16 protein-coding genes and 1 tRNA gene are annotated in these 17,407 nt (G+C 68.0%); 10 read left to right on the top strand and 7 right to left on the bottom strand.

Features of this window, described 5'->3' with window-relative positions; genetic code table 11:
• A partial coding sequence (locus Q8M88_RS11845) for an indolepyruvate ferredoxin oxidoreductase family protein (RefSeq protein ID WP_305597361.1) occupies positions 1-2,518 on the top strand: 2,518 nt, incomplete at its 5' end.
• The gene (locus tag Q8M88_RS11840) at positions 2,519-3,643 is read left to right on the top strand and encodes an NAD(P)/FAD-dependent oxidoreductase (protein ID WP_305597360.1); all 1,125 of its coding nucleotides are present in this window, start codon (positions 2,519-2,521) and stop codon (positions 3,641-3,643) included.
• Here Q8M88_RS11840 and Q8M88_RS11835 read toward each other — a convergent pair.
• Positions 3,636-3,923 carry a hypothetical protein gene (locus tag Q8M88_RS11835; RefSeq protein WP_305597359.1) on the bottom strand — a complete coding sequence of 96 codons (288 nt, stop codon included), beginning with the start codon at positions 3,921-3,923 and terminating at the stop codon, positions 3,636-3,638. The genes Q8M88_RS11840 and Q8M88_RS11835 overlap by 8 nt on opposite strands.
• 347 nt (positions 3,924-4,270) lie before the next feature.
• Between Q8M88_RS11835 and Q8M88_RS11830 the strand changes: the two genes are divergently transcribed.
• From Q8M88_RS11830 to Q8M88_RS11820, 3 genes are all read left to right on the top strand, one after another.
• Positions 4,271-4,492, top strand: a complete 222-nt coding sequence (locus Q8M88_RS11830) for a hypothetical protein (protein ID WP_305597358.1) — start codon at positions 4,271-4,273, stop codon at positions 4,490-4,492.
• Positions 4,493-4,521: 29 nt separating this feature from the next.
• A complete protein-coding gene (locus tag Q8M88_RS11825) occupies positions 4,522-4,635 on the top strand; it encodes a hypothetical protein (RefSeq protein ID WP_305597357.1) in 114 nt (37 codons plus the stop codon).
• 121 nt (positions 4,636-4,756) lie between these two features.
• A complete protein-coding gene (locus tag Q8M88_RS11820; protein WP_305597356.1) occupies positions 4,757-4,894 on the top strand; it encodes a hypothetical protein in 138 nt (45 codons plus the stop codon).
• Between the two features lie 22 nt (positions 4,895-4,916).
• Here the strand turns inward: Q8M88_RS11820 and Q8M88_RS11815 are convergent, their stop codons facing one another.
• From Q8M88_RS11815 to Q8M88_RS11805, 3 genes are read right to left on the bottom strand one after another with little or no spacing between them, the layout of a single operon-like run.
• Complete coding sequence (locus tag Q8M88_RS11815; protein ID WP_305597355.1) at positions 4,917-6,161, bottom strand: PQQ-dependent sugar dehydrogenase; 1,245 nt, start codon at positions 6,159-6,161, stop codon at positions 4,917-4,919.
• 47 nt (positions 6,162-6,208) lie between these two features.
• Positions 6,209-7,900: an asparagine synthase (glutamine-hydrolyzing) gene (asnB, locus tag Q8M88_RS11810; RefSeq protein ID WP_305597354.1), complete on the bottom strand. Its 1,692-nt coding sequence runs from the start codon at positions 7,898-7,900 to the stop codon at positions 6,209-6,211.
• Positions 7,900-8,928 (bottom strand): glycosyltransferase, encoded by a 1,029-nt coding sequence (locus Q8M88_RS11805; RefSeq protein WP_305597353.1) that lies wholly within the window; start codon positions 8,926-8,928, stop codon positions 7,900-7,902. Before Q8M88_RS11805 ends, asnB begins: the two co-directional genes overlap by 1 nt.
• A gap of 95 nt (positions 8,929-9,023) precedes the next feature.
• Here Q8M88_RS11805 and Q8M88_RS11800 point away from each other — a divergent pair.
• Positions 9,024-9,100 (top strand) — tRNA-Met (locus tag Q8M88_RS11800).
• A gap of 249 nt (positions 9,101-9,349) precedes the next feature.
• Positions 9,350-9,496, top strand: coding sequence for a hypothetical protein (locus Q8M88_RS11795; protein WP_305597352.1), 147 nt, complete (start codon positions 9,350-9,352; stop codon positions 9,494-9,496).
• Between the two features lie 64 nt (positions 9,497-9,560).
• Here the strand turns inward: Q8M88_RS11795 and Q8M88_RS11790 are convergent, their stop codons facing one another.
• A complete protein-coding gene (locus tag Q8M88_RS11790) occupies positions 9,561-11,126 on the bottom strand; it encodes a sensor histidine kinase (protein ID WP_305597351.1) in 1,566 nt (521 codons plus the stop codon).
• Between the two features lie 738 nt (positions 11,127-11,864).
• Here Q8M88_RS11790 and Q8M88_RS11785 point away from each other — a divergent pair.
• From Q8M88_RS11785 to Q8M88_RS11775, 3 genes are all read left to right on the top strand, one after another.
• Positions 11,865-12,938 carry a CaiB/BaiF CoA-transferase family protein gene (locus tag Q8M88_RS11785; protein WP_305597350.1) on the top strand — a complete coding sequence of 358 codons (1,074 nt, stop codon included), beginning with the start codon at positions 11,865-11,867 and terminating at the stop codon, positions 12,936-12,938.
• A gap of 43 nt (positions 12,939-12,981) precedes the next feature.
• Entirely contained in the window at positions 12,982-14,544 is a 1,563-nt protein-coding gene (locus Q8M88_RS11780; protein WP_305597349.1) for an AMP-binding protein, read from the top strand.
• 88 nt (positions 14,545-14,632) lie between these two features.
• Positions 14,633-15,886: a CynX/NimT family MFS transporter gene (locus Q8M88_RS11775; protein WP_305597348.1), complete on the top strand. Its 1,254-nt coding sequence runs from the start codon at positions 14,633-14,635 to the stop codon at positions 15,884-15,886.
• On the opposite strand, the gene Q8M88_RS11770 is transcribed toward Q8M88_RS11775, so the two are convergent.
• Positions 15,883-16,617: a transporter substrate-binding domain-containing protein gene (locus Q8M88_RS11770; RefSeq protein WP_305597347.1), complete on the bottom strand. Its 735-nt coding sequence runs from the start codon at positions 16,615-16,617 to the stop codon at positions 15,883-15,885. The two genes, Q8M88_RS11775 and Q8M88_RS11770, sit on opposite strands and share 4 nt — an antisense overlap.
• Positions 16,618-16,706: 89 nt before the next feature.
• Positions 16,707-17,407: calcium-binding protein (locus tag Q8M88_RS11765; RefSeq protein WP_305597346.1), on the bottom strand; the 701-nt coding region annotated here is incomplete at its 5' end.

Below are 17,407 nucleotides of genomic sequence, written 5' to 3'. Positions count from 1 at the left end.
TCTCGGGGTGGCCATCTACAAGGTCGGCATGCCCTGGCCCCTGGAGCCTGTCGGGCTGCGCGCCTTCGCCGCCGGCCTCGAGACCCTGATGGTCATCGAGCACAAGCGTCCGCTGATCGAGACCCAGGCCCGCGCCGCCCTCTATGATCTGCCGGCCCAGGCTCGCCCCCGGATCATCGGCAAGACCGACGAGAACGGCGGCCCGCTGCTCTCCGAACTCAATTCCCTGTCGGTGGCCGAGATCGCGCTGGCCATCGCCGACCGCCTGCCGCCCGGCCCGCACATGGATCGGGTCTATGACTATCTGAGCCGGGTCTCGGCCGCCTCCATGGCCGCGGTGACCCTGTCCAGCGACCAGCAGCGCAAGCCCTTTTTCTGCTCAGGCTGCCCACACAACACCTCCACCCGCCTGCCCGAGGGCTCCCGCGCCCTGGCCGGCATCGGCTGCCACTACATGGCCAGCTTCAACGACCCTTCCACCGACCTCAACAGCCACATGGGCGGCGAGGGCCTGTCCTGGGTGGGCGCCTCGCCGTTCACCGAGGAGAAGCACGTCTTCGTCAATCTGGGCGACGGCACCTACAACCACTCCGGATCCCTGGCGATCCGCGCGGCGGTCGCGGCCAAGTCGCACATCACCTACAAGCTGTTGTTCAATGACGCCGTGGCGATGACCGGCGGTCAGACCCCGGAGAACGGCTTCACCCCGCCGCAGATCACCCGCCAACTGGCCGCCGAGGGCGTCGCCAAGACGGTGATCGTCGCCGAGGATGTCGATCGATACAAAGGCGTCAACGACCTGGCCCCCGGCGTCGAGGTGCGGCCGCGTTCCGAGCTGATGACCGTCCAGCGGATGCTGCGTGAGACGCCCGGCGTCACGGTGCTGCTGTACGACCAGGTCTGCGCCGCCGAGAAGCGCCGGCGCCGCAAACGCGGGACGCTGGAGGCGGGCGAGCGGAGGGTGTTCATCAACCCGCTGGTCTGCGAGGGCTGCGGCGACTGCTCGCGCACGTCCAACTGCGTGTCGGTGGAGCCGCTGAACACCGAGTTCGGCCGCAAGCGCAAGATCAACCAGTCGTCGTGCAACCAGGACTATTCATGCCTGGACGGCTTCTGCCCCTCGTTCATCACGCTGGAGGGCGCGGAGAACACCCATGCTGCGGAACTGCCGGCGCTGACCGCGGACTCGACCCCGCTGCCGGAGTTTCAGCCCTGGAGCGGGGTCCGCAACATCGTCTTCACCGGCATCGGCGGCACCGGCGTGACCACGGTCGCCTCGATCCTGGCGATGGCCGCCCACGTGGACGGGCGCGCCGCCTCCAATGTCGATATGACCGGCCTGGCGCAAAAGGGCGGGGCGGTGTTCAGCCACGTGCGCATCGGCGAGACCGAGGACACGCCGACGTCGGGCCGGGTGCCTGCCGCCAGCACCGACGTGCTGATCGCCGGCGACCTGCTCGCCGCAGCCAGCGCCGACGCCCTGACGCTCTGTTCCAACGACCGTACGATCACCCTGGGCAACGAGGACCTCGCGCCCACCGCCGACTTCGTCACCCAGCGCGACATCCGCTACGATCCGCAAGGAGTGGCAGGGCGTCTCGCCCGGGCCTCGAAGAGCTATGACGAATGCCCCGCCCACCATCTGGCGGAGAGCAAGCTCGGCGACGGCATCTACGCCAATATGATCATGCTGGGCTTCACCTGGCAGAAGGGCCTGATCCCGGTGTCCAGCCGGGCGATGTACCGCGCCATCCGGCTGAACGGCGTGGACGCCGACGCCAACCTGCAGGCCTTCGAGATCGGCCGCATGGCCGCCCACTCGCCGGCGTCGCGAGGCGAGCCGGAGGACGCGGCCCCGACGCCGGAGACCCTGCCGCTGGACGCCCTGATCGCACACCGGGCGCGCGAGCTCACCGCCTATCAGGACGCCGCCTACGCCACCCGCTACCTGAAGCAGGTGGAACGCACGGCCAAGGCCGAGGCGCCGCTGCACGCCGACGCCCTGACGCGCGCCGTGGCGATCAACCTCTACAAGCTGATGGCCTACAAGGACGAGTACGAGGTCGCCCGCCTCTACACCGACGGCCGCTTCGCCGCCTATCGCGCCGACGTGTTCCGGGGCGGCAAGGCCAAGGTGATGCTGTCGCCGCCGATCCTGGCGCCCAAGGACAGCGAAGGACGGCCGCGGAAGATCGCCTTCGGCGGCTGGATGCTGAGCGCCGCATTCCCGCTGCTGGCCAAGATGAAGCGGCTGCGCGGCACGGCGTTCGACCCGTTCGGCTCCAGCCACGAGCGTCGCGTCGAGCGAAAGCTGATTGGCGACTATGAGGCGGGCCTCGACCGGCTGCTGACCGGCCTCGACGCAGCCCGTCTGCCGCTGGCGGTCAAGATCGCCGAAATCCCGCAGGCGATCCGTGGCTTCGGCCACATCAAGGACGCCTCGATCGTCGCCGCCAAGGCCGACGAGGCCAAGCTGTGGGCGCAGTGGGACGCGCCGGCCGCGAGCCAAGCCGCCTGAATGGCGCAATTCGACTTCGACGCAGTGGTCGTGGGGGCAGGAGCGGTCGGCCTCGCCTGCGGCTACGCCTTGTCGCGGCGTGGGCTGACCGTGGCCGTGCTGGAAGCCCAGGACGCCATCGGCGAGGGCATCTCCTCACGCAATTCCGAGGTGATCCACGGGGGGCTCTACTATCCGACCGGATCGCTGAAGGCCCGGCTGTGCGTCGAGGGCCGCCGCGCGCTCTACGCGTTCCTGGAGGCGCACAAGGTCGACTTCGATCGCTGCGGCAAGCTGGTGGTCGCCACCGAACCTGGCGAGGTCGACCGGCTCGAGCCGATCATGCAGCAGGCGCTGCGCAACGACGTCGAGGGCATGCGCACCTTGTCGAGCGCCGAAGTCCACGAGATGGAGCCGGAGCTGAAGTGCGAGGCCGCGCTTTGGTCGCCGCAGAGCGGCGTCTTCGACAGCCACGGCTACATGCTGGCCCTCCAGGGCGAGATCGAAGCGGCCGGCGGCGCGGTGGTGCTGGCGACTCCGTTCGAAGGCGCGACACCGCTGGACGGTGGCGGTTTCAAGGTGCGGGCCGGCGGCGCCGAGGCGACCAACCTGACCTGCCGCCTGCTGGTGACCGCGCCGGGCCTCGCCGCACAGGATGTGGCGCGTCACATCGAGGGATTTCCCGCCGACACCATTCCTGAGCTGCATCTCGGCAAGGGCGTCTATTTCCGGCTCACCGGACGGGCGCCGTTCAGCCGGCTGATCTATCCGCCACCGGTGCCGGGCTCACTGGGCGCGCATTACCGCCGAGACCTCGGCGGGCAGGCGGTGTTCGGTCCGGACCTGCACTTCGTCGACCATGCCGACTACAGCGTCGATCCGGCGTTGGCAGGGGAATTCTACGCGGAGGTTCGCAGCTTCTGGCCGCAGTTGCCCGACGGGGCGCTGGTTCCCGACTACGCCGGCATCCGCCCCAAGCTGCACGGCCCTAACGAGCCGCAACCGGACTTCCGTATCGACAGCCCGAGCGTCCATGGCTTGCCGGGACTGGCGGCGTTGTTCGGGATCGAGAGTCCTGGGCTCACCAGCTCTCTGGCGATCGGCGAAACCGTCGCCGAGCGGCTTGGGCTGGAGCCTGCTACTTAGCCAGACGGCGGACGTTGGCGCGCACGCGGCGCCGATAGTGGGCCACGGTCCGGGCCGGAGCCAGGTGCGCCGAGCCGGAGAGCGCGGAGGTCAGCAGTTGCGCTTGCACCTGCATCGCCGCTTCCATCTTCTCGCTGATCATGCGTTCGGCCTCGCCGATCGCGCCGGGGCCGAAGGTCGCGAACTTCATCAGGCGCAGATTGACCACAGTCTGGGCCTCGAGGCCCAGGCGCATGGTGTCCAGCGCCAGCGAGAACCAAGTGTTGCGGGGTGGCGCCATGCTGTCCGAATGTCCGATGCGAGGACGCGAAAGCCACCCTCGAAAGAATCCGAAGTCGCCGCGACAGTTAACAGTCGCATGCTCAGCGCACGACGCAAGCTTTCCATCGCTGGACCGGATATAAGGGATATGCCGGCGGTCGATGGCGCGCCATGCGCTTCAGCCGGCCAAGAAGGACGCCATGTCCACCATAATCAGGCCCACCCCGCGCCCGGTCGTCACCGGGCTGAACGATCCTCGTTCCACCGGCTCTCGTCCAAAACCCCGCCTCGCCGATATCCAGGCGCTCCGCGGCACGCTGACGAGCCGTCCGCGTCGGTGATGAGTCGCGCGACGAGGTGTCGGACGTGACCGTCTCGACGTTGTCCAACGGCCAGTTGACCGCCCTCAAGAACCTTGAGCGCAAGCAAGCTGGCGAGACGGTCGACTGGATCAACATCGGCGACGCGCGCGCGCTCACCGATCTTGGCTTCGCGGAGCGCACCCGCGAAGGCTGGGTGATCACCGCTGCCGGGTCGGCGCTGCTCGCCGCCGGCAAACCGCCCGGCGCGCCCGACGACCGGCGCTGACCAAGTCCCGATCCTGAAAGGAGGCCGCCATGGCCAAAGGCCAGAAGAAAAGCAATCGCGAGGTCCGCAAGCCCAAGGCCGACAAGCCGAAGGCGGTCGCCGCCGGGCCTTCGTTCCTGACGCCCCCGACCAAGAAGAAGTAACGCCGTCCGGAACGGTTATGCTTGTCGACCGGTTTACCAATCAGTGACTTGAAACGCATAGGTTCCTGCCGACGGCGCAGGACCATGCAACTGCACGGTTGGCCGGGGGGCTACGGGTACGGTGAAAGAACTCATCCTGCTGGGGCTGGCGAGCTTCTCAGCGACCTATCTGATCCTTTGGGCGGCTGAGCGCTTCTTCGGCGAGCCCGCCGAGCGGCGGAGAAAGCTGCGCGCTTCGCACAAGCTGATCCCACGCTAGATCGCGTCGGCCTCCTGCGCCGTCAGGCGGCGGGAATCAGCTTCAGGATTCGTCCCTTGTCGGCGTCGGTCGCAACATAGAGCGCCCCGTCCGGACCCTGAATCACATCGCGGATGCGTTCGCCCAGATCGACCAGCAGTCGTTCCTCGCCGCTCACCCGATCGCCGTCGAGGGTCAGCCGCACCAGGTGTTTGCCAGCCAGGCCGCCGACGAACAGCGACCCCTTCCAGGCCGGGGACAGGTCGCCCTCGTAGAAGGTCATCCCTGACGGTGCGATCACCGGATCCCAGTAGTAGACCGGCTGTTCCATGCCAGCCTTGGCGGTGATCCCCTGGCCGATCGGCTGGCCCGAGTAATCCTCGCCATAGGTGATCGTCGGCCAGCCGTAGTCGCGCCCGGCCCGAACCACATTCACCTCGTCGCCGCCGCGCGCGCCGTGCTCCACCTCCCACAGCTCGCCTGTGCGCGGATTGATCGCGGCCGCCTGGATGTTGCGATGGCCGAGCGAGAAGATCTCCGGTCGTACGCCCGGCTTGCCGACGAACGGATTGTCAGGCGGGACGGTCCCGTCCGGCCGGATCCGCGCGACCTTCCCCAGCAGGCCGTCCATCCGTTGGGCCTGCATCCGCCCGGCGACGATCGAGCGTTCGCCCAGCGCAACGAACAACATGCCGTCGCGGCCGAACACCAGCCGTCCGCCATAGTGCTTGGTCGAGTCCATCGACGGCTTCTGGCGGAAGATCACCTGGACGCCCTCCAGACGGTAGGCGCCTGAGGGACCGGTAACGAGCTTGCCGCGCGCCACCGCGGTGTTGGTCAGGCCATCGACGCCGCGCTCGGCGAAGCTCCAGTAGACGAGGCGGTTGTCGGCGAACGCCGGGTCGATCGTCAGGCCCAGCAGACCACCCTGGTCGCGAGCGTCCACCGCCGGCAGACCGGCGATCGGCGCTGACAGCGCGCCGTCGACACCGACAATCCTCAGTCGCCCCGGCCGTTCGCTGACCAGCAACCCGCCGTCCGGGAGGAAGGCCATGCCCCACGGATGTTCCAGCCCCTCGGACACCGTCACGGTGCGGAAGGCGACGCCTGAGATCGCCCTGGGCGCCCGCGTTTGTCCTGCAAAGGCTGGAGACTGTCTCGCGGCGTTGGGCGGCCGGGTTTCGACCGACGCGGAAGCCTGCGGAGATCTGGGCTGGGCCTCGCCTGACGGCGCGCCGCAGGCGGCGAGTAGGGCGGCGGTGGCGGCCACGGCGACGATACGGGGCATGTCGGTCTCCTGAAGTCGCGCACGCCGCGCTGCAATGCCGCCAGCGCTCAGATCGTTCCCGCGGCCTGCTCCAGCGCATCGTGGGGCACGGCCCCTTCAAGGTGAATCAGCGACCATACGGCGAAGAACAGCAGCGGCCAGCCGCGTCCGCCGCTGAACGCCGCGCGCACGGCCTCCGCTCCGAAGGTGTCGCGCACCGCGGCGATGGTCCCGACCCGGCGCGCGATGTCCGCAGCGCGCGGCGCGATCCAGGCCTCGACCGGCACCGTGAAGCCCTTCTTGCGTCCCCATGGATCAGCCGCTGGGCAGGCATGCTGCAGCCAGCGCCGCAGCAGCCATTTGCCGTGACGCCCGCGCACCTTGTAGCGATCGGGCAGGGCCATGGCGAAGGCCGCCACCTCCCGGTCGAGGAACGGCGTGCGTCCTTCCAGGCCATGCGCCATCAGGCAGCGGTCGAGCTTCAACAACAGGTCGTTCGGCAGCCAGGTGGCGACGTCGCCCCACTGGGCGCGTTGCAGGCCGTTCAGCGCACCCGGCGCGGCGGCGGCGTCGCGCCAGCGTTGCAGCACCTGGGAATCTGGAGTCTGCGGCTCTGCCGCGCGCCCGCCCAGCCAGGCTGGGCGCCGCGCCCGCCGATAGCGTCCGTAGCCGCCGAACAGCTCATCGCCGCCTTCACCGGTCAGCACCACGGTCAGGGTGTCCCTGGCGGCCTGCGCCAGTTTGTAGGTCGGCAATATCGCGTAGTCCGCCGTCGGGTCGTCCAGCGCCCAGGCGACCTGGGGCAAGATGCGCCAGAAGTCGGCCTCGTCGAACAGCGTCTCATGCCACTCAAGGTCCAGCGCGCGGGCGACGCGCTCCGCCTGGGCGCGCTCATCGCGGGCGCCGGGCGCATCGAAGCCGCAGGTGAAGGCGGTCACCGGACGCTCGTTCAGGCGGGCCATCACCGTGGCGATCGCCGAGGAATCCACGCCACCCGACAGGAACAGGCCGTAGGGGACGTCGGCGCGCTGGTGCACCTGCACCGAGTCCTCCAGCACCGTGTCGAGCTTGCGCACCAGTTCCATCTCGCCGCCCCGCGCCGCCGCGCGCGTGGAGGCTAGCGCCGGCCGGCGGCGAGGCTGCGCCAGCCGTCCGTCCCTGACCTCGACGACCTCGCCGGGCGCCAGCCGGCGCACGCCCTTGAAGATCGTGCGTTCGCCGAGCGTGTAGTTGAGCGCCGCCAATTCTCGGGCGGCCTCGAGATCCAGTTCCGCCGCCAGCAGACCGGCGGCGATGAAGGCGCGAGGTTCCGACGCGAAGGCCAGGCCCTGGTCCTGCTCCAGCAGGTAGAGCGGCTTTATCCCGAATGGATCGCGGGCCAGCCACGTGCGGCCGTCCGCGCCCAGCAGGCAGAGGGCGTACATGCCGCGGAGCCGGTCGAAGGCCGCCTGGCCTTCGCGTCCATAGAGGTGCAGCAGGGGTTCGAAGTCGGACCCGGTCGCCAGCGCGCCTTCCAACCCATGGTCCCGGGCGAGCTCCAGGTAGTTGTAGATCTCACCATTGCCGATCACCGTGGAGCCTGCGGCGTGCAGCGGCTGCCAGCCGCCTTCCAGGTCGATGATTGAAAGCCGCGCGTGCCCCAGCGAACAGCCGGGCGCCGGATCCTCCACCCGCACGCCGTTCGGGCCGCGGTGCGCCAGGGCCTCGATCATCAGCCGCGCCGAGCCGTCCACACCCAGCAAGCCCGCGACGCCGCACATCAGCCGGCGCCCAGGTCCGCGAACAGGGTGCGCCATTGCTCGACCACGGCGGCGGGTGAGAACTCGGCAGCTACCCGCTCCGACCCCTTCGCCGCCAGTCGCACCCGCAGGGCTTCGTCCTCCAGTACCCGGCGTGTGGCGTCCGCCAGCGCCTCGGCGTCGTCGATCGGGACCAGCAGGCCGTCCTCGCCGTCGCGGATCAGGGCGGCTGGCCCCTGGCTGGCGGCGGCCACCACCGGCAGGCCGTGCGCCCACGCCTGGATCACCACATTGCCCAACGGCTCGAAGCGCGAGGGGAAGACGCAGACGTCGGCCGCCCGGTAGAGCGCCGAGGGGTCGTTGCGCCAGCCCAGGAACCGCACCCGCCCGGCCACCCCCAGTGCATCGGCCATCGCCTTGAGCTTGGCCTCCAGCGCACCGGCGCCGGCGATCCACAGATAGGCCTCGGGCAGCCGAGCGAGCGCCGCCAGCGCCACGTCGTGGGCCTTGGCGTCGTGCAGGCGGCCCATGGCCAGGAGCAACGGCGCGTCGCTCGGCGTCGCCAGCGCGGCGCGCTCGGCCGCTGCGCCTGCCGCGGGGGGCGCGGCGAAGTTGTGGATGTAGCGGACGCGGCCGGCCGGCCACCCCTGTTCGACCACCCAGTCGGCGATGTGCTCGGTGTTGGCCACCAGGGCGTCGAAGCCGCGGTAGTATTTGAGGCTGTAATAGCCGCCCAGCCGCCCGACACGCGCCCAGGGCCCCTTTGGCGTATGGCGCGCCGCGCGATTCATCCAGGCCAGCGCCAGGCGGGTGTCGTGACGACGGGCGAACGCCGCCACGCGGGGTTTTGTCAGCAGGTCGATCGGGCCGCCGAAACCGAACACCCCGACGCTGGCGCCTGACTTGGCGAGCGACGTCGCGCGCGCCTCATGCCGGCGGATCGCCGCGGCCTGGGCGACGCCCGCCTGGTGCAGGGCCTGGACGAGGTCGAGGAAATAGGTTTCCGCGCCGCCTTCGCCCGAAGTTCCCAGAAGGTGGAGGACGCTCATGCGTCGGGGAATCTAGCCCGCGCCGCCCAATGTCCCAAGCCGCTTGAAGGCTGGCGTTTCGTTGCCTATACCCGGCGCTCGCTGAAAGGCCCCGTGGCTGGGTAGCTCAGATGGTTAGAGCGGTGGATTCATAACCCACAGGTCGGCGGTTCGATCCCGCCCCCAGCTACCAAGGTTTTCAGCGCCTTAGCTAGATCCAGTCGCCACTGCGACGCCATTGGCTCTGGAATCTGATGTGCGGGTGTGAAGTTGTGCATGAGTCTCCCCGACCCGCCGCGTGCGCGCCGCGATTGCCAGGGGTTCAAGTCAGAAGGGCGGCTGAAGGACTCTATCTCCGCGGCTGGCGTGACCTGTCGTGAATGATCGTCCCACAACGCTAGAGCGGGCCTTCCAACTGGCGAGATCGGGCAGCATCACCTCCTTGACCGAGCTCGCGCTGGCCCTGCGCGCCGAAGGCTATTCGGACGCCAAGGCGCAGCTCACCAGTCGCAGCCTCAAGCTTCAGCTTAGGCAGATCTGGACTGCGGCGAGCCGCGCCGCTCCGGCGGACGTTGTGAAACTCGACTGAGCCCCAGCGCCCGCGGTGTAGAGCACAGCGGCGTTCGACTTAGGTTTCGCGGCCGGCTCGTAAGTCATGGGATCTTCGTGCGGTCCAAGGGCGTATCGCACGCGGCGTCTGCGCTTTGCTGCGCCAGTTCCGCATGGAATTCCGCGCCCCTGGATTGATCGAGGCCAAGGTCGAGCGCGATGTCAGCCCGAAGCCCCGTCGGCGACAACGTAACGCTCGCTCGCCCGCCCAGGTCGCCCGCGAGGCGCTCGATGAGTCGTGTGCCAAAGCCAGGCTTCACATCAACGTCGACCAGTCGCTCGATGGTTTCGCGCCATTCGACGAGGCCTTGCCGACCGACGTGCGTGGCGCGAACGCTCAACCTGCCCGCCGGGGTGGATAGCGCGCCATATTTCGCCGCATTGGTCAGCAGTTCATGGACCAACATGCCGACGCTGACCGCCGCGTTCGGCGCAAGCGACATGGGTTCGCAGCGCAGGTCCACCTGCCCCGCCCCCAAATACGGCGCCAGTTCCGCCTCAAGGATTGCAGAGAGGTCCACATGACCGGATTGCCCCCGAATGAGCAGGTCCTGTGTGGTTGCGATCGCGTGGATGCGGTCGCTGAGAGCGGATCTGAATTCATCGACCGTCTTCGCGCTTTTGCCAGTCAGCATCGCAAGCGCCTGCACCGTGGACAGGATGTTCTTCACGCGATGGTTCATCTCGTCCACCACCAGCCGCTGGCGTTCCTCGGCCATCACCCTCGCCGTGACGTCGTGCCCTTCCACGAAAATGCCGGAAACCTGTCCTGAGGCGTCCCTGATCGGCTGGAAGACAAAGTCCACATAAAGCTGTTCAGGCTCCGCGCCCGCCGCCCGCATAACGCGGAGGGGCGCACGCGTCCCCACGTGCGGTTCGCCGCTGGCGTAGACCTCTCGGAGCAAGTCCACGAAGCTCTGGGCGGCTATCTCCGGCAGTACCTCATGCACCGGACGGCCAATGAGGTCGTGGCGTCCGACGAGGCGCTCGTAAGCGGTGTTGGTGAACTCGAAGACGTGCTCCGGCCCACCGAGTATCGCGACGAAGCCAGGGGCCTGCACAAACAACTCGTGCAGCCGCTCCACGTCGGATCGCAGTTGGGCGTTGCGCTGGTCGAGCGCATCGCGGGCCAGGTGGGCTTCGGTCACGTCATTGCAAACCACAAGCACGCCGCCCACCCCGCCGGCGTCGTCGATCGGGCTGTAGCCATAGGTCCACCAGACGTCCCGAAGGCCGCCATGCCGGGTGATCGGTACAAGCTGGTCGTCGTTCCAGGTGGAGCCTTCGCCACGCATCACAAGGTCGATCTGGGGCCCGATGATCGGCCAGATCTCCGCCCAGCAATCGCGACCGCGATCCCCGAGCGCCGAGGGATGACGCTCCGGGCCCATCGTCTCGGCATAGGCGTCGTTGTAGAACTGGATCAGTTCCTGCCCCCACCAGATGAACATCGGGTGACGAGACGTGAGGACCAGACGGACGGCCGTCTTCAAGCTCTGCGGCCACTGATCCGGCGAGCCGATGGGCGAGTGGGCCCAGTCATAGGCGCGGATGCGCTCGCCCATCTCGCCGCCGTCGCCAAGGAACAGATAGTTCGGCGAAATATCCATGACCTGACGGGGTCCGTTGTTCTTGAAAGGAGCCAATCAACACCCTCGGCATCACCGCCGCTGGAGGGAATACAGAGATCTTCCCCTGAGCAAAATGAACAATGCGCTGTTGTTTACGCGGAAGCCAGGGCGTCGACCCTCCGTGCGGGTCTACCGCGACGCACGCGGCAAAGCCCAAAGGCGACCATACGCCGTTGAGGGCGCCTTTACCCGAAGGTCGAGGTTCGCGCCCAAGCGATCCAGGCCTTTAGGCTCCGAGGCACGAAGCAGTTGCACATCTCGCAGGACGTCCGTGTCGATCAGAGATGATGCCGTTCACAATCGCATTGTGTTCGAATAATGGCTGGATAAACCAGAGATTACAGAAAAAATGGAACACACTGCAGAGTTGTGAGTTCAATAAGTCAGAGGTGCTTTCGCCATGACTTGTTTGACGTTCACTATCGTTAATAAGCCCGAAGGCTGGTTTGTGAAAGGCCACGACTGGATGGGGCCGTTCGCGTGCCGTGAGCACGCTCAGTTGCTGGTTGATGGGATGTCCAGCGCTCTGCGCAGTCACGGTGAAGCTGTGACCGTGGCGCTTGTGGATCGAGGCGGGTCCAACCTGCCGACGTGACGATGCCGGGAATGGGTCCGCCCTCTCGCATGGCTCTACGCTTCGTCGCGCAGACTCCCTTCCCCTGACGCCGTCGCGCCGGTACTCCGTTGACCAACGAGAATTGGAACGGGGAGGCGGCCATGGCCGGACCACTGAGCGGCGTGCGTATCGTTGAAATGGGCGGCATCGGTCCGGGCCCGTTCGCCGCGATGATGCTGGCCGACAGCGGCGCCGACATCCTGCGCATCGAACGCCCTGGCGCAAATCCGAACGAGTCGAGTTCGATGATGCGCAACCGTCGGCGGGTCACCGTCGATGTGAAATCACCGGACGGGCTGGAGGCGATCAAGCGGCTCGTGGCGGAAGCCGATGGATTGATCGAGGGTTTCCGTCCCGGCGCCATGGAGCGCCTGGGCCTGGGACCCGACGTGTTGCTGCAGCTCAATCCTAAGCTGGTCTATGGCCGCATGACCGGCTGGGGCCAGACCGGTCCCTATGCCTCGGCCGCGGGCCACGACATCAATTACATCGCCATCTCCGGCGCCTTGCACGCGGTCGGAAGGCGGGGCGCTGCGCCCGTCGCGCCGCCGGCGCTTATCGGCGACTTCGGCGGCGGCGGCATGATGCTCGCGTTCTCCATGTGCGCGGCGCTGCTCAACGCGGCGAAGACCGGCAAGGGCGAGGTGATCGACTGCGCCATGTCGGACGGCTCGGGCGTGTTGATGACGGCCTTCCATGAAGGGCTGGCGCGGGGATCGTGGATCGACGAACGCGGCGCCAACGTCGTGGACAGCGGCGCGCACTACTACGACGCCTATGAGACGGCCGACGGCGCCTTCGTCTCGATCGGGGCGATCGAGCCGCAGTTCTACGCGACGCTGCGCAAGTTGACCGGGCTGGACGCCGACCCGGCGTTCGAGGCCCAGAACGATCGCGGCCAATGGCCGGCGCTGAAGGACAAGGTCGCGGCCCTGTTCAAGACCAAGACCCGCGCCGAATGGTGCGACCTGCTCGAATACACCGACGCCTGTTTCGCGCCTGTGCTCAGCTTGACCGAGGCCCCGGAGCACCCGCACGCCAAGGCCCGCGGATCGTTCGTGACAGTCGACGGCGTCGCCCAGCCGGCGCCGGCGCCGCGCTATGCGCATGCTCAGCTCGATACGCCTCGCGCCTGCGAGCAGGTGGCGCTGCAGGACGCCCACTGGCGTCGCTAACCCGCCCGACTCCTCCAGCGTCCCCTCGATTCGGAGCCTCATCATGTCCATCACCAGCGGCGGGACCCTGGGCCAACTGATCATCGACGCCGTGGTCCGCTTCGCCGAGCGTCCGGCGGTGTCGGACGGACGCATCAGCTGGACCTATGCCGAGCTCGGCGACCAGATCGGGCGCTATGTGACGCTCTACCGGCAACTGGGGCTGGGCAAGGGTTCGGGGGTGATGCTGCTCACTTCGAACCGCGCCGAGGTGTGGCCCTCGGTCTGCGCGGCCAATCTGATGGGCATCCGCTACACGCCGTTGCACCCCATGTCGGCGGAAGCGGATCACGTGTTCACCGCGGAGGATTGCGAGGCCGAGGCGCTGATCGTCGACGCCGGCCCATACGGCGAACGGGCCAAGGCGATCCAAGCGCGATGCGCCGGCGTGAAACATCTGTTGGCCGTCGGACCGCTGGACGGCGCGATCGACCTGCTGGCTCTGCTGCCGACGCTCCAGTCCGCGCCGCTGATCGACGAGGCCGACCCCGAAGACATCGCCTGGCTGAGCTACACCGGCGGCACCACCGGGCGCTCCAAGGGGGTGATGCTGCCCCACCGTTCGATCGTCGCCTTCGCGGCCACCGTCGGCGGCGAATGGGAGTGGCCGAAGGACCTGCGCTACGCCCTGGTCACCCCGCTCAGCCATTCGGCGGGCGTGAAGACCTATCCGGTGATGATGATGGGCGGCTACACGCGCTTCATCCCGGGCTTCCACGCCGAGCAGTTCTGCCAGATCGTGCAGGACGAGAAGATCACCGCCACCTTCCTGGTGCCGACGGTGATCAACAGCCTGCTGGAGGCCGAGGAGATCCGCGGTCGCCACGACCTGTCGTCGCTGAAGATGATCATCTACGGGGCGGCGCCGATGTCGCCCGACCGGCTGCAGCGGGCGATCCACACCTTTGGCCCCGTGTTCCTGCAGCTCTACGGCCAGTCGGAGTGCCCGGAGTGCATCACCACCCTGCGCATGGTCGACCATGACCTGTCGAAGCCGGAACGCTTCTCCGCATGCGGTCGTCCGACCGTGCTGACGACGGTCAAGTTGCTGGACGCCGAGGGCAGGGAGGTCGCCGACGGGGAGCCGGGGGAGATCTGCGTGCGTGGGCCGCTGGTCTGCAACGGCTATTGGAAGCAGCCGGAGCTGACGGCGCAACTATTCGAAGGCGGTTGGCTGCACACCGGGGATGTGGCCCGGCGTGACGCGGAGGGCTATCTGCACATCGTCGATCGCACCAAGGACCTGATCATCTCGGGCGGCTTCAACATCTTCCCGCGCGAGGTCGAGGACGCCCTGATGTCCCACCCGGCGGTCCTGATGGCCGGCGTGATCGGCGTGCCCGACGACAAGTGGGGCGAAGCGGTCAAGGCGCTGGTCACCCTGCGGGCGGGCGCGAGCGCCAAGGAGGCGGAATTACAGGCGCATGTGAAAGCCGTGCGCGGCGCGCCCTGGTCGCCCAAGTCGATCGACTTCGTCGACGAGATACCGCTGACCGGACTCGGAAAGCTGGACCGCAAGGCCATGCGCGAACCCTATTGGCGCGGGCGCGCGCGGGGCGTTTCCTGACGGCGGCGGTGAAATTCGCCCGCCCCGGCCTTGGGGAACGATCCGCATCGCTTGATGACCGTCCGCACGCAGAGCATGCTCGCAGGCGATGACGACACCGGCCCACTCGACCGACGCCGCCGCTTCACCCGAAAAGTTGCCGTCCTATCGCTGGGCGATGCTGGGCGGCGTCTGGTTTCTGTATTTCAGCTTCGGCCTGACTACGGCGAGCATCGCGCCCTTGGTCGGGCGGATCTCCGCCGACCTGCACATCAGCTATGGCGCGCTGGGCGGCATCATGGGCGCCTGGCAGTTTGTCTACATCTTCTCCGCCATTCCGTGCGGCGCGTTGCTCAAGCGATACGGACCCAGGCGGATGCTGTTGGCGGCGGTGGCGGCGATCGCGCTGTCGGGCGTCCTGCGGGCGGTGGCGACCGGCGAAATCTCGATGTTCCTGGCGGTCGCGGTGTTCGGCATCGGCGGGCCGATGATGTCGGTCGGCGCGCCGACTGTGGTCGCGCTGTGGTTCGAGAGCCGTGAACGGCCGATGGCGATCGGGATCTACGCGACCGGCGCAGCGCTGGGCGAGGTCTCGGCGCTCGCCTTCACCCACAGCATCGTGCTGCCGCTGTTCGGCGACAACTGGCGGGCTTGCCTGCTGCTCTACGCCAGCGTGATCATCGCGGCCGGCCTGGTCTGGCTGCTCCTGACCGCGCACCCGGCCAGCCGGGCGATGGAAGCGCGCCTGAAGGACGAACCGAAGCGTCCGGAAGGCCAGATCATGCGCGACCTGCTGGGTCTGCGCACGGTGCAATTCATCCTGCCGATGAGCATCGGCATCTTCTTCTTCAACCACGGCCTGAACAACTGGCTGCCAGAGATCCTGCACGCCAGCGGCATGGCGCCGGCGGTCGCGGGATGGTGGGCGTCGATCCCGACGTTCGTCGGCATCTTCGCCTCGCTGCTGATCCCGAAGTTCGCGACGCCGAGACGCCGCGTGCCGATCCTGATCGTCCTGTTCGTGGTGGCCTTCGCCGCCAGCCTCCTGCTGCATTCACCGCCGGGCGCGCCTCTGGGGCTGGGCCTGATCCTGCAAGGGTTCGCTCGCGGCTCCATGACCACGCTGGCGATGCTGATCCTGGTGGAGACCCCCGGCGTCGGCCGCGAGAACGCCGGTCCGGCCAGCGGGCTGTTTTTCGCGGCGGCCGAGATCGGCGGCGTCGGCGGACCGTTCGCGATCGGCGTGCTGCACGACCTGTCGGGCGGTTTCAGCATGCCGTTGATTGCGGTGAGCGTGGTGTGCGTCGCGCTGATCCTGAGCGGGCTGGTTTTGGTGCGCCACCCGAAGGTGAAGCCAGGCTAGTCGTCACGCCCGGGTGGCGCGACCGTCAGGCGCCCGGCGACGCCGTGACGCTCGATCAGCCTGGCCACCAGGCCGGAAGCCTTGGCCTCCTCGACAAATTCTGTGAGGAAGGCGGCACCGGCGACATTAGCCTTGCGCGTGCCGATGGCCTGCTGCACCGCGGTGAACCGCCCGTCGAGGATGCGAGCGCCGGGCAAGCCCTGCAGGTCGGTGATCAATCCAGGGCGCAGCCCGGCAAGCGCCTCCAACCCCTCGTCGGCGAAGCGTTGAACGGCGTTAGGGATTGAGCTTGCGCGCACCAGGGTCGCGTGCCGGATGTTGCGTTCCAGCCATAGGTCGTAGGCGCTGCGGCCCATGACCGCGATCCGCACGCCCGGCCGGTCGACATCGGCGATGGTGCGCAAGGGTGAACCGGCCGGCACGATGTAGCTGGCCTCGATCTCCACATAGGCGGGTGTGAAGTCGATCTTCTCGGCGCGGGTGGGCTCGGCGCCGATCAGGCCAATGTCCCAGGCGTCGTCGTCCACCGCGTCGGCCAGCGCCCCGGGGCCGGTGAACGGCACATAGCGCACCGGCACGCCCAGGCGCTCGGCGATCGCACGGGCCATATCGGGCGAGACGCCCTGCGGGTCTCCCGCCTCGCTGCGCCCGGTGACCAACAGGAAGTTGCCGAGATTGATCGCGGCGCGCAGCACCCCCGTGGGGGCGAGCTCTTGGGCGACTGTGGTCATGGAGCGGCTCTCGGGACTTGAAGTTCGTCAAAAAGAAAAAGGCCGCCCCGAAAGGCGGCCTCGATCTTCACTTCCGATGATCTCGGATACTAGACGTAGTTGGTGCTCGAGATGTCGTTGATCGTGCGGCCCACCAGGACGATGGCGTCCTCGTACGTGCCGGCGTTGCCGCCGGTGTCGGCGAACACGACAACGTCAGTTCCGACCTGCACCGCGACCACCGCCGCGCCGCCTGCGATCTGGGCGTTGGCGAAGGTTTCCGCCGTGGCGAAGTCCGCTTGCGTGCTTTCGGTGTAGTTCAGGCTGGCCGCACCCGGGAAGCTCAGGCGATCGGTCGCTTCCCAGTCGTTGATCAGGTCGAACGAGCCGACGGTCGAGCCCGAGTCGCCGAGGCCGAAGACGAAGCGGTCCTGGCCCGCGCCGCCGGTCAGTTGGTCCTTGCCGGCGCCGCTGTTGAGCGTGTCGTTGCCCGCACCGCCGGAAATGGTGTCGGTGCCCGCGCCGCCCAGCAGGATGTCGCCGCCGTCGCCGCCGGTGATGCTGTCGCGATCCGCGTCGCCGGTGATCGTATCGTCACCCACGCCGCCGTCGCCGACGTTGATCGTCGTCGCCGAAGCCGTGCCGAGGGTGATGGCGTCATCGCCCGCACTGCCGGTGATGGTGTCGGCACCGCCGGCGCCGCCGAGAACGTCGTCGCCGTCTTCACCGAGGATGGTGTCCGCATCGGCGCCGCCGGTGATTTGGTCATCACCTTCGTTGCCGTTGAGGGTGTCGGCGCCGCCGTTGCCGT

The sequence above is a fragment of the Phenylobacterium sp. genome (assembly GCF_030693805.1).
In the GTDB taxonomy this organism is placed as follows: Bacteria; Pseudomonadota; Alphaproteobacteria; order Caulobacterales; family Caulobacteraceae; genus Phenylobacterium.
This window is presented reverse-complemented; position numbering and strand designations above follow the sequence as displayed.

Excerpts from the sequence above, each read along its gene's own strand:
- Q8M88_RS11840 (WP_305597360.1), top strand. The coding sequence starts at position 2,519 with ATGGCGCAATTCGACTTCGACGCAGTGGTCGTGGGGGCAGGAGCGGTC.
- Q8M88_RS11835 (WP_305597359.1), bottom strand. The coding sequence starts at position 3,923 with ATGGCGCCACCCCGCAACACTTGGTTCTCGCTGGCGCTGGACACCATG.
- Q8M88_RS11825 (WP_305597357.1), top strand. The coding sequence starts at position 4,522 with ATGGCCAAAGGCCAGAAGAAAAGCAATCGCGAGGTCCGCAAGCCCAAG.
- Q8M88_RS11815 (WP_305597355.1), bottom strand. The coding sequence starts at position 6,161 with ATGCCCCGTATCGTCGCCGTGGCCGCCACCGCCGCCCTACTCGCCGCC.
- asnB (WP_305597354.1), bottom strand. The coding sequence starts at position 7,900 with ATGTGCGGCGTCGCGGGCTTGCTGGGTGTGGACGGCTCGGCGCGGCTG.
- Q8M88_RS11805 (WP_305597353.1), bottom strand. The coding sequence starts at position 8,928 with ATGAGCGTCCTCCACCTTCTGGGAACTTCGGGCGAAGGCGGCGCGGAA.
- Q8M88_RS11790 (WP_305597351.1), bottom strand. The coding sequence starts at position 11,126 with ATGGATATTTCGCCGAACTATCTGTTCCTTGGCGACGGCGGCGAGATG.
- Q8M88_RS11785 (WP_305597350.1), top strand. The coding sequence starts at position 11,865 with ATGGCCGGACCACTGAGCGGCGTGCGTATCGTTGAAATGGGCGGCATC.
- Q8M88_RS11780 (WP_305597349.1), top strand. The coding sequence starts at position 12,982 with ATGTCCATCACCAGCGGCGGGACCCTGGGCCAACTGATCATCGACGCC.
- Q8M88_RS11775 (WP_305597348.1), top strand. The coding sequence starts at position 14,633 with ATGACGACACCGGCCCACTCGACCGACGCCGCCGCTTCACCCGAAAAG.
- Q8M88_RS11770 (WP_305597347.1), bottom strand. The coding sequence starts at position 16,617 with ATGACCACAGTCGCCCAAGAGCTCGCCCCCACGGGGGTGCTGCGCGCC.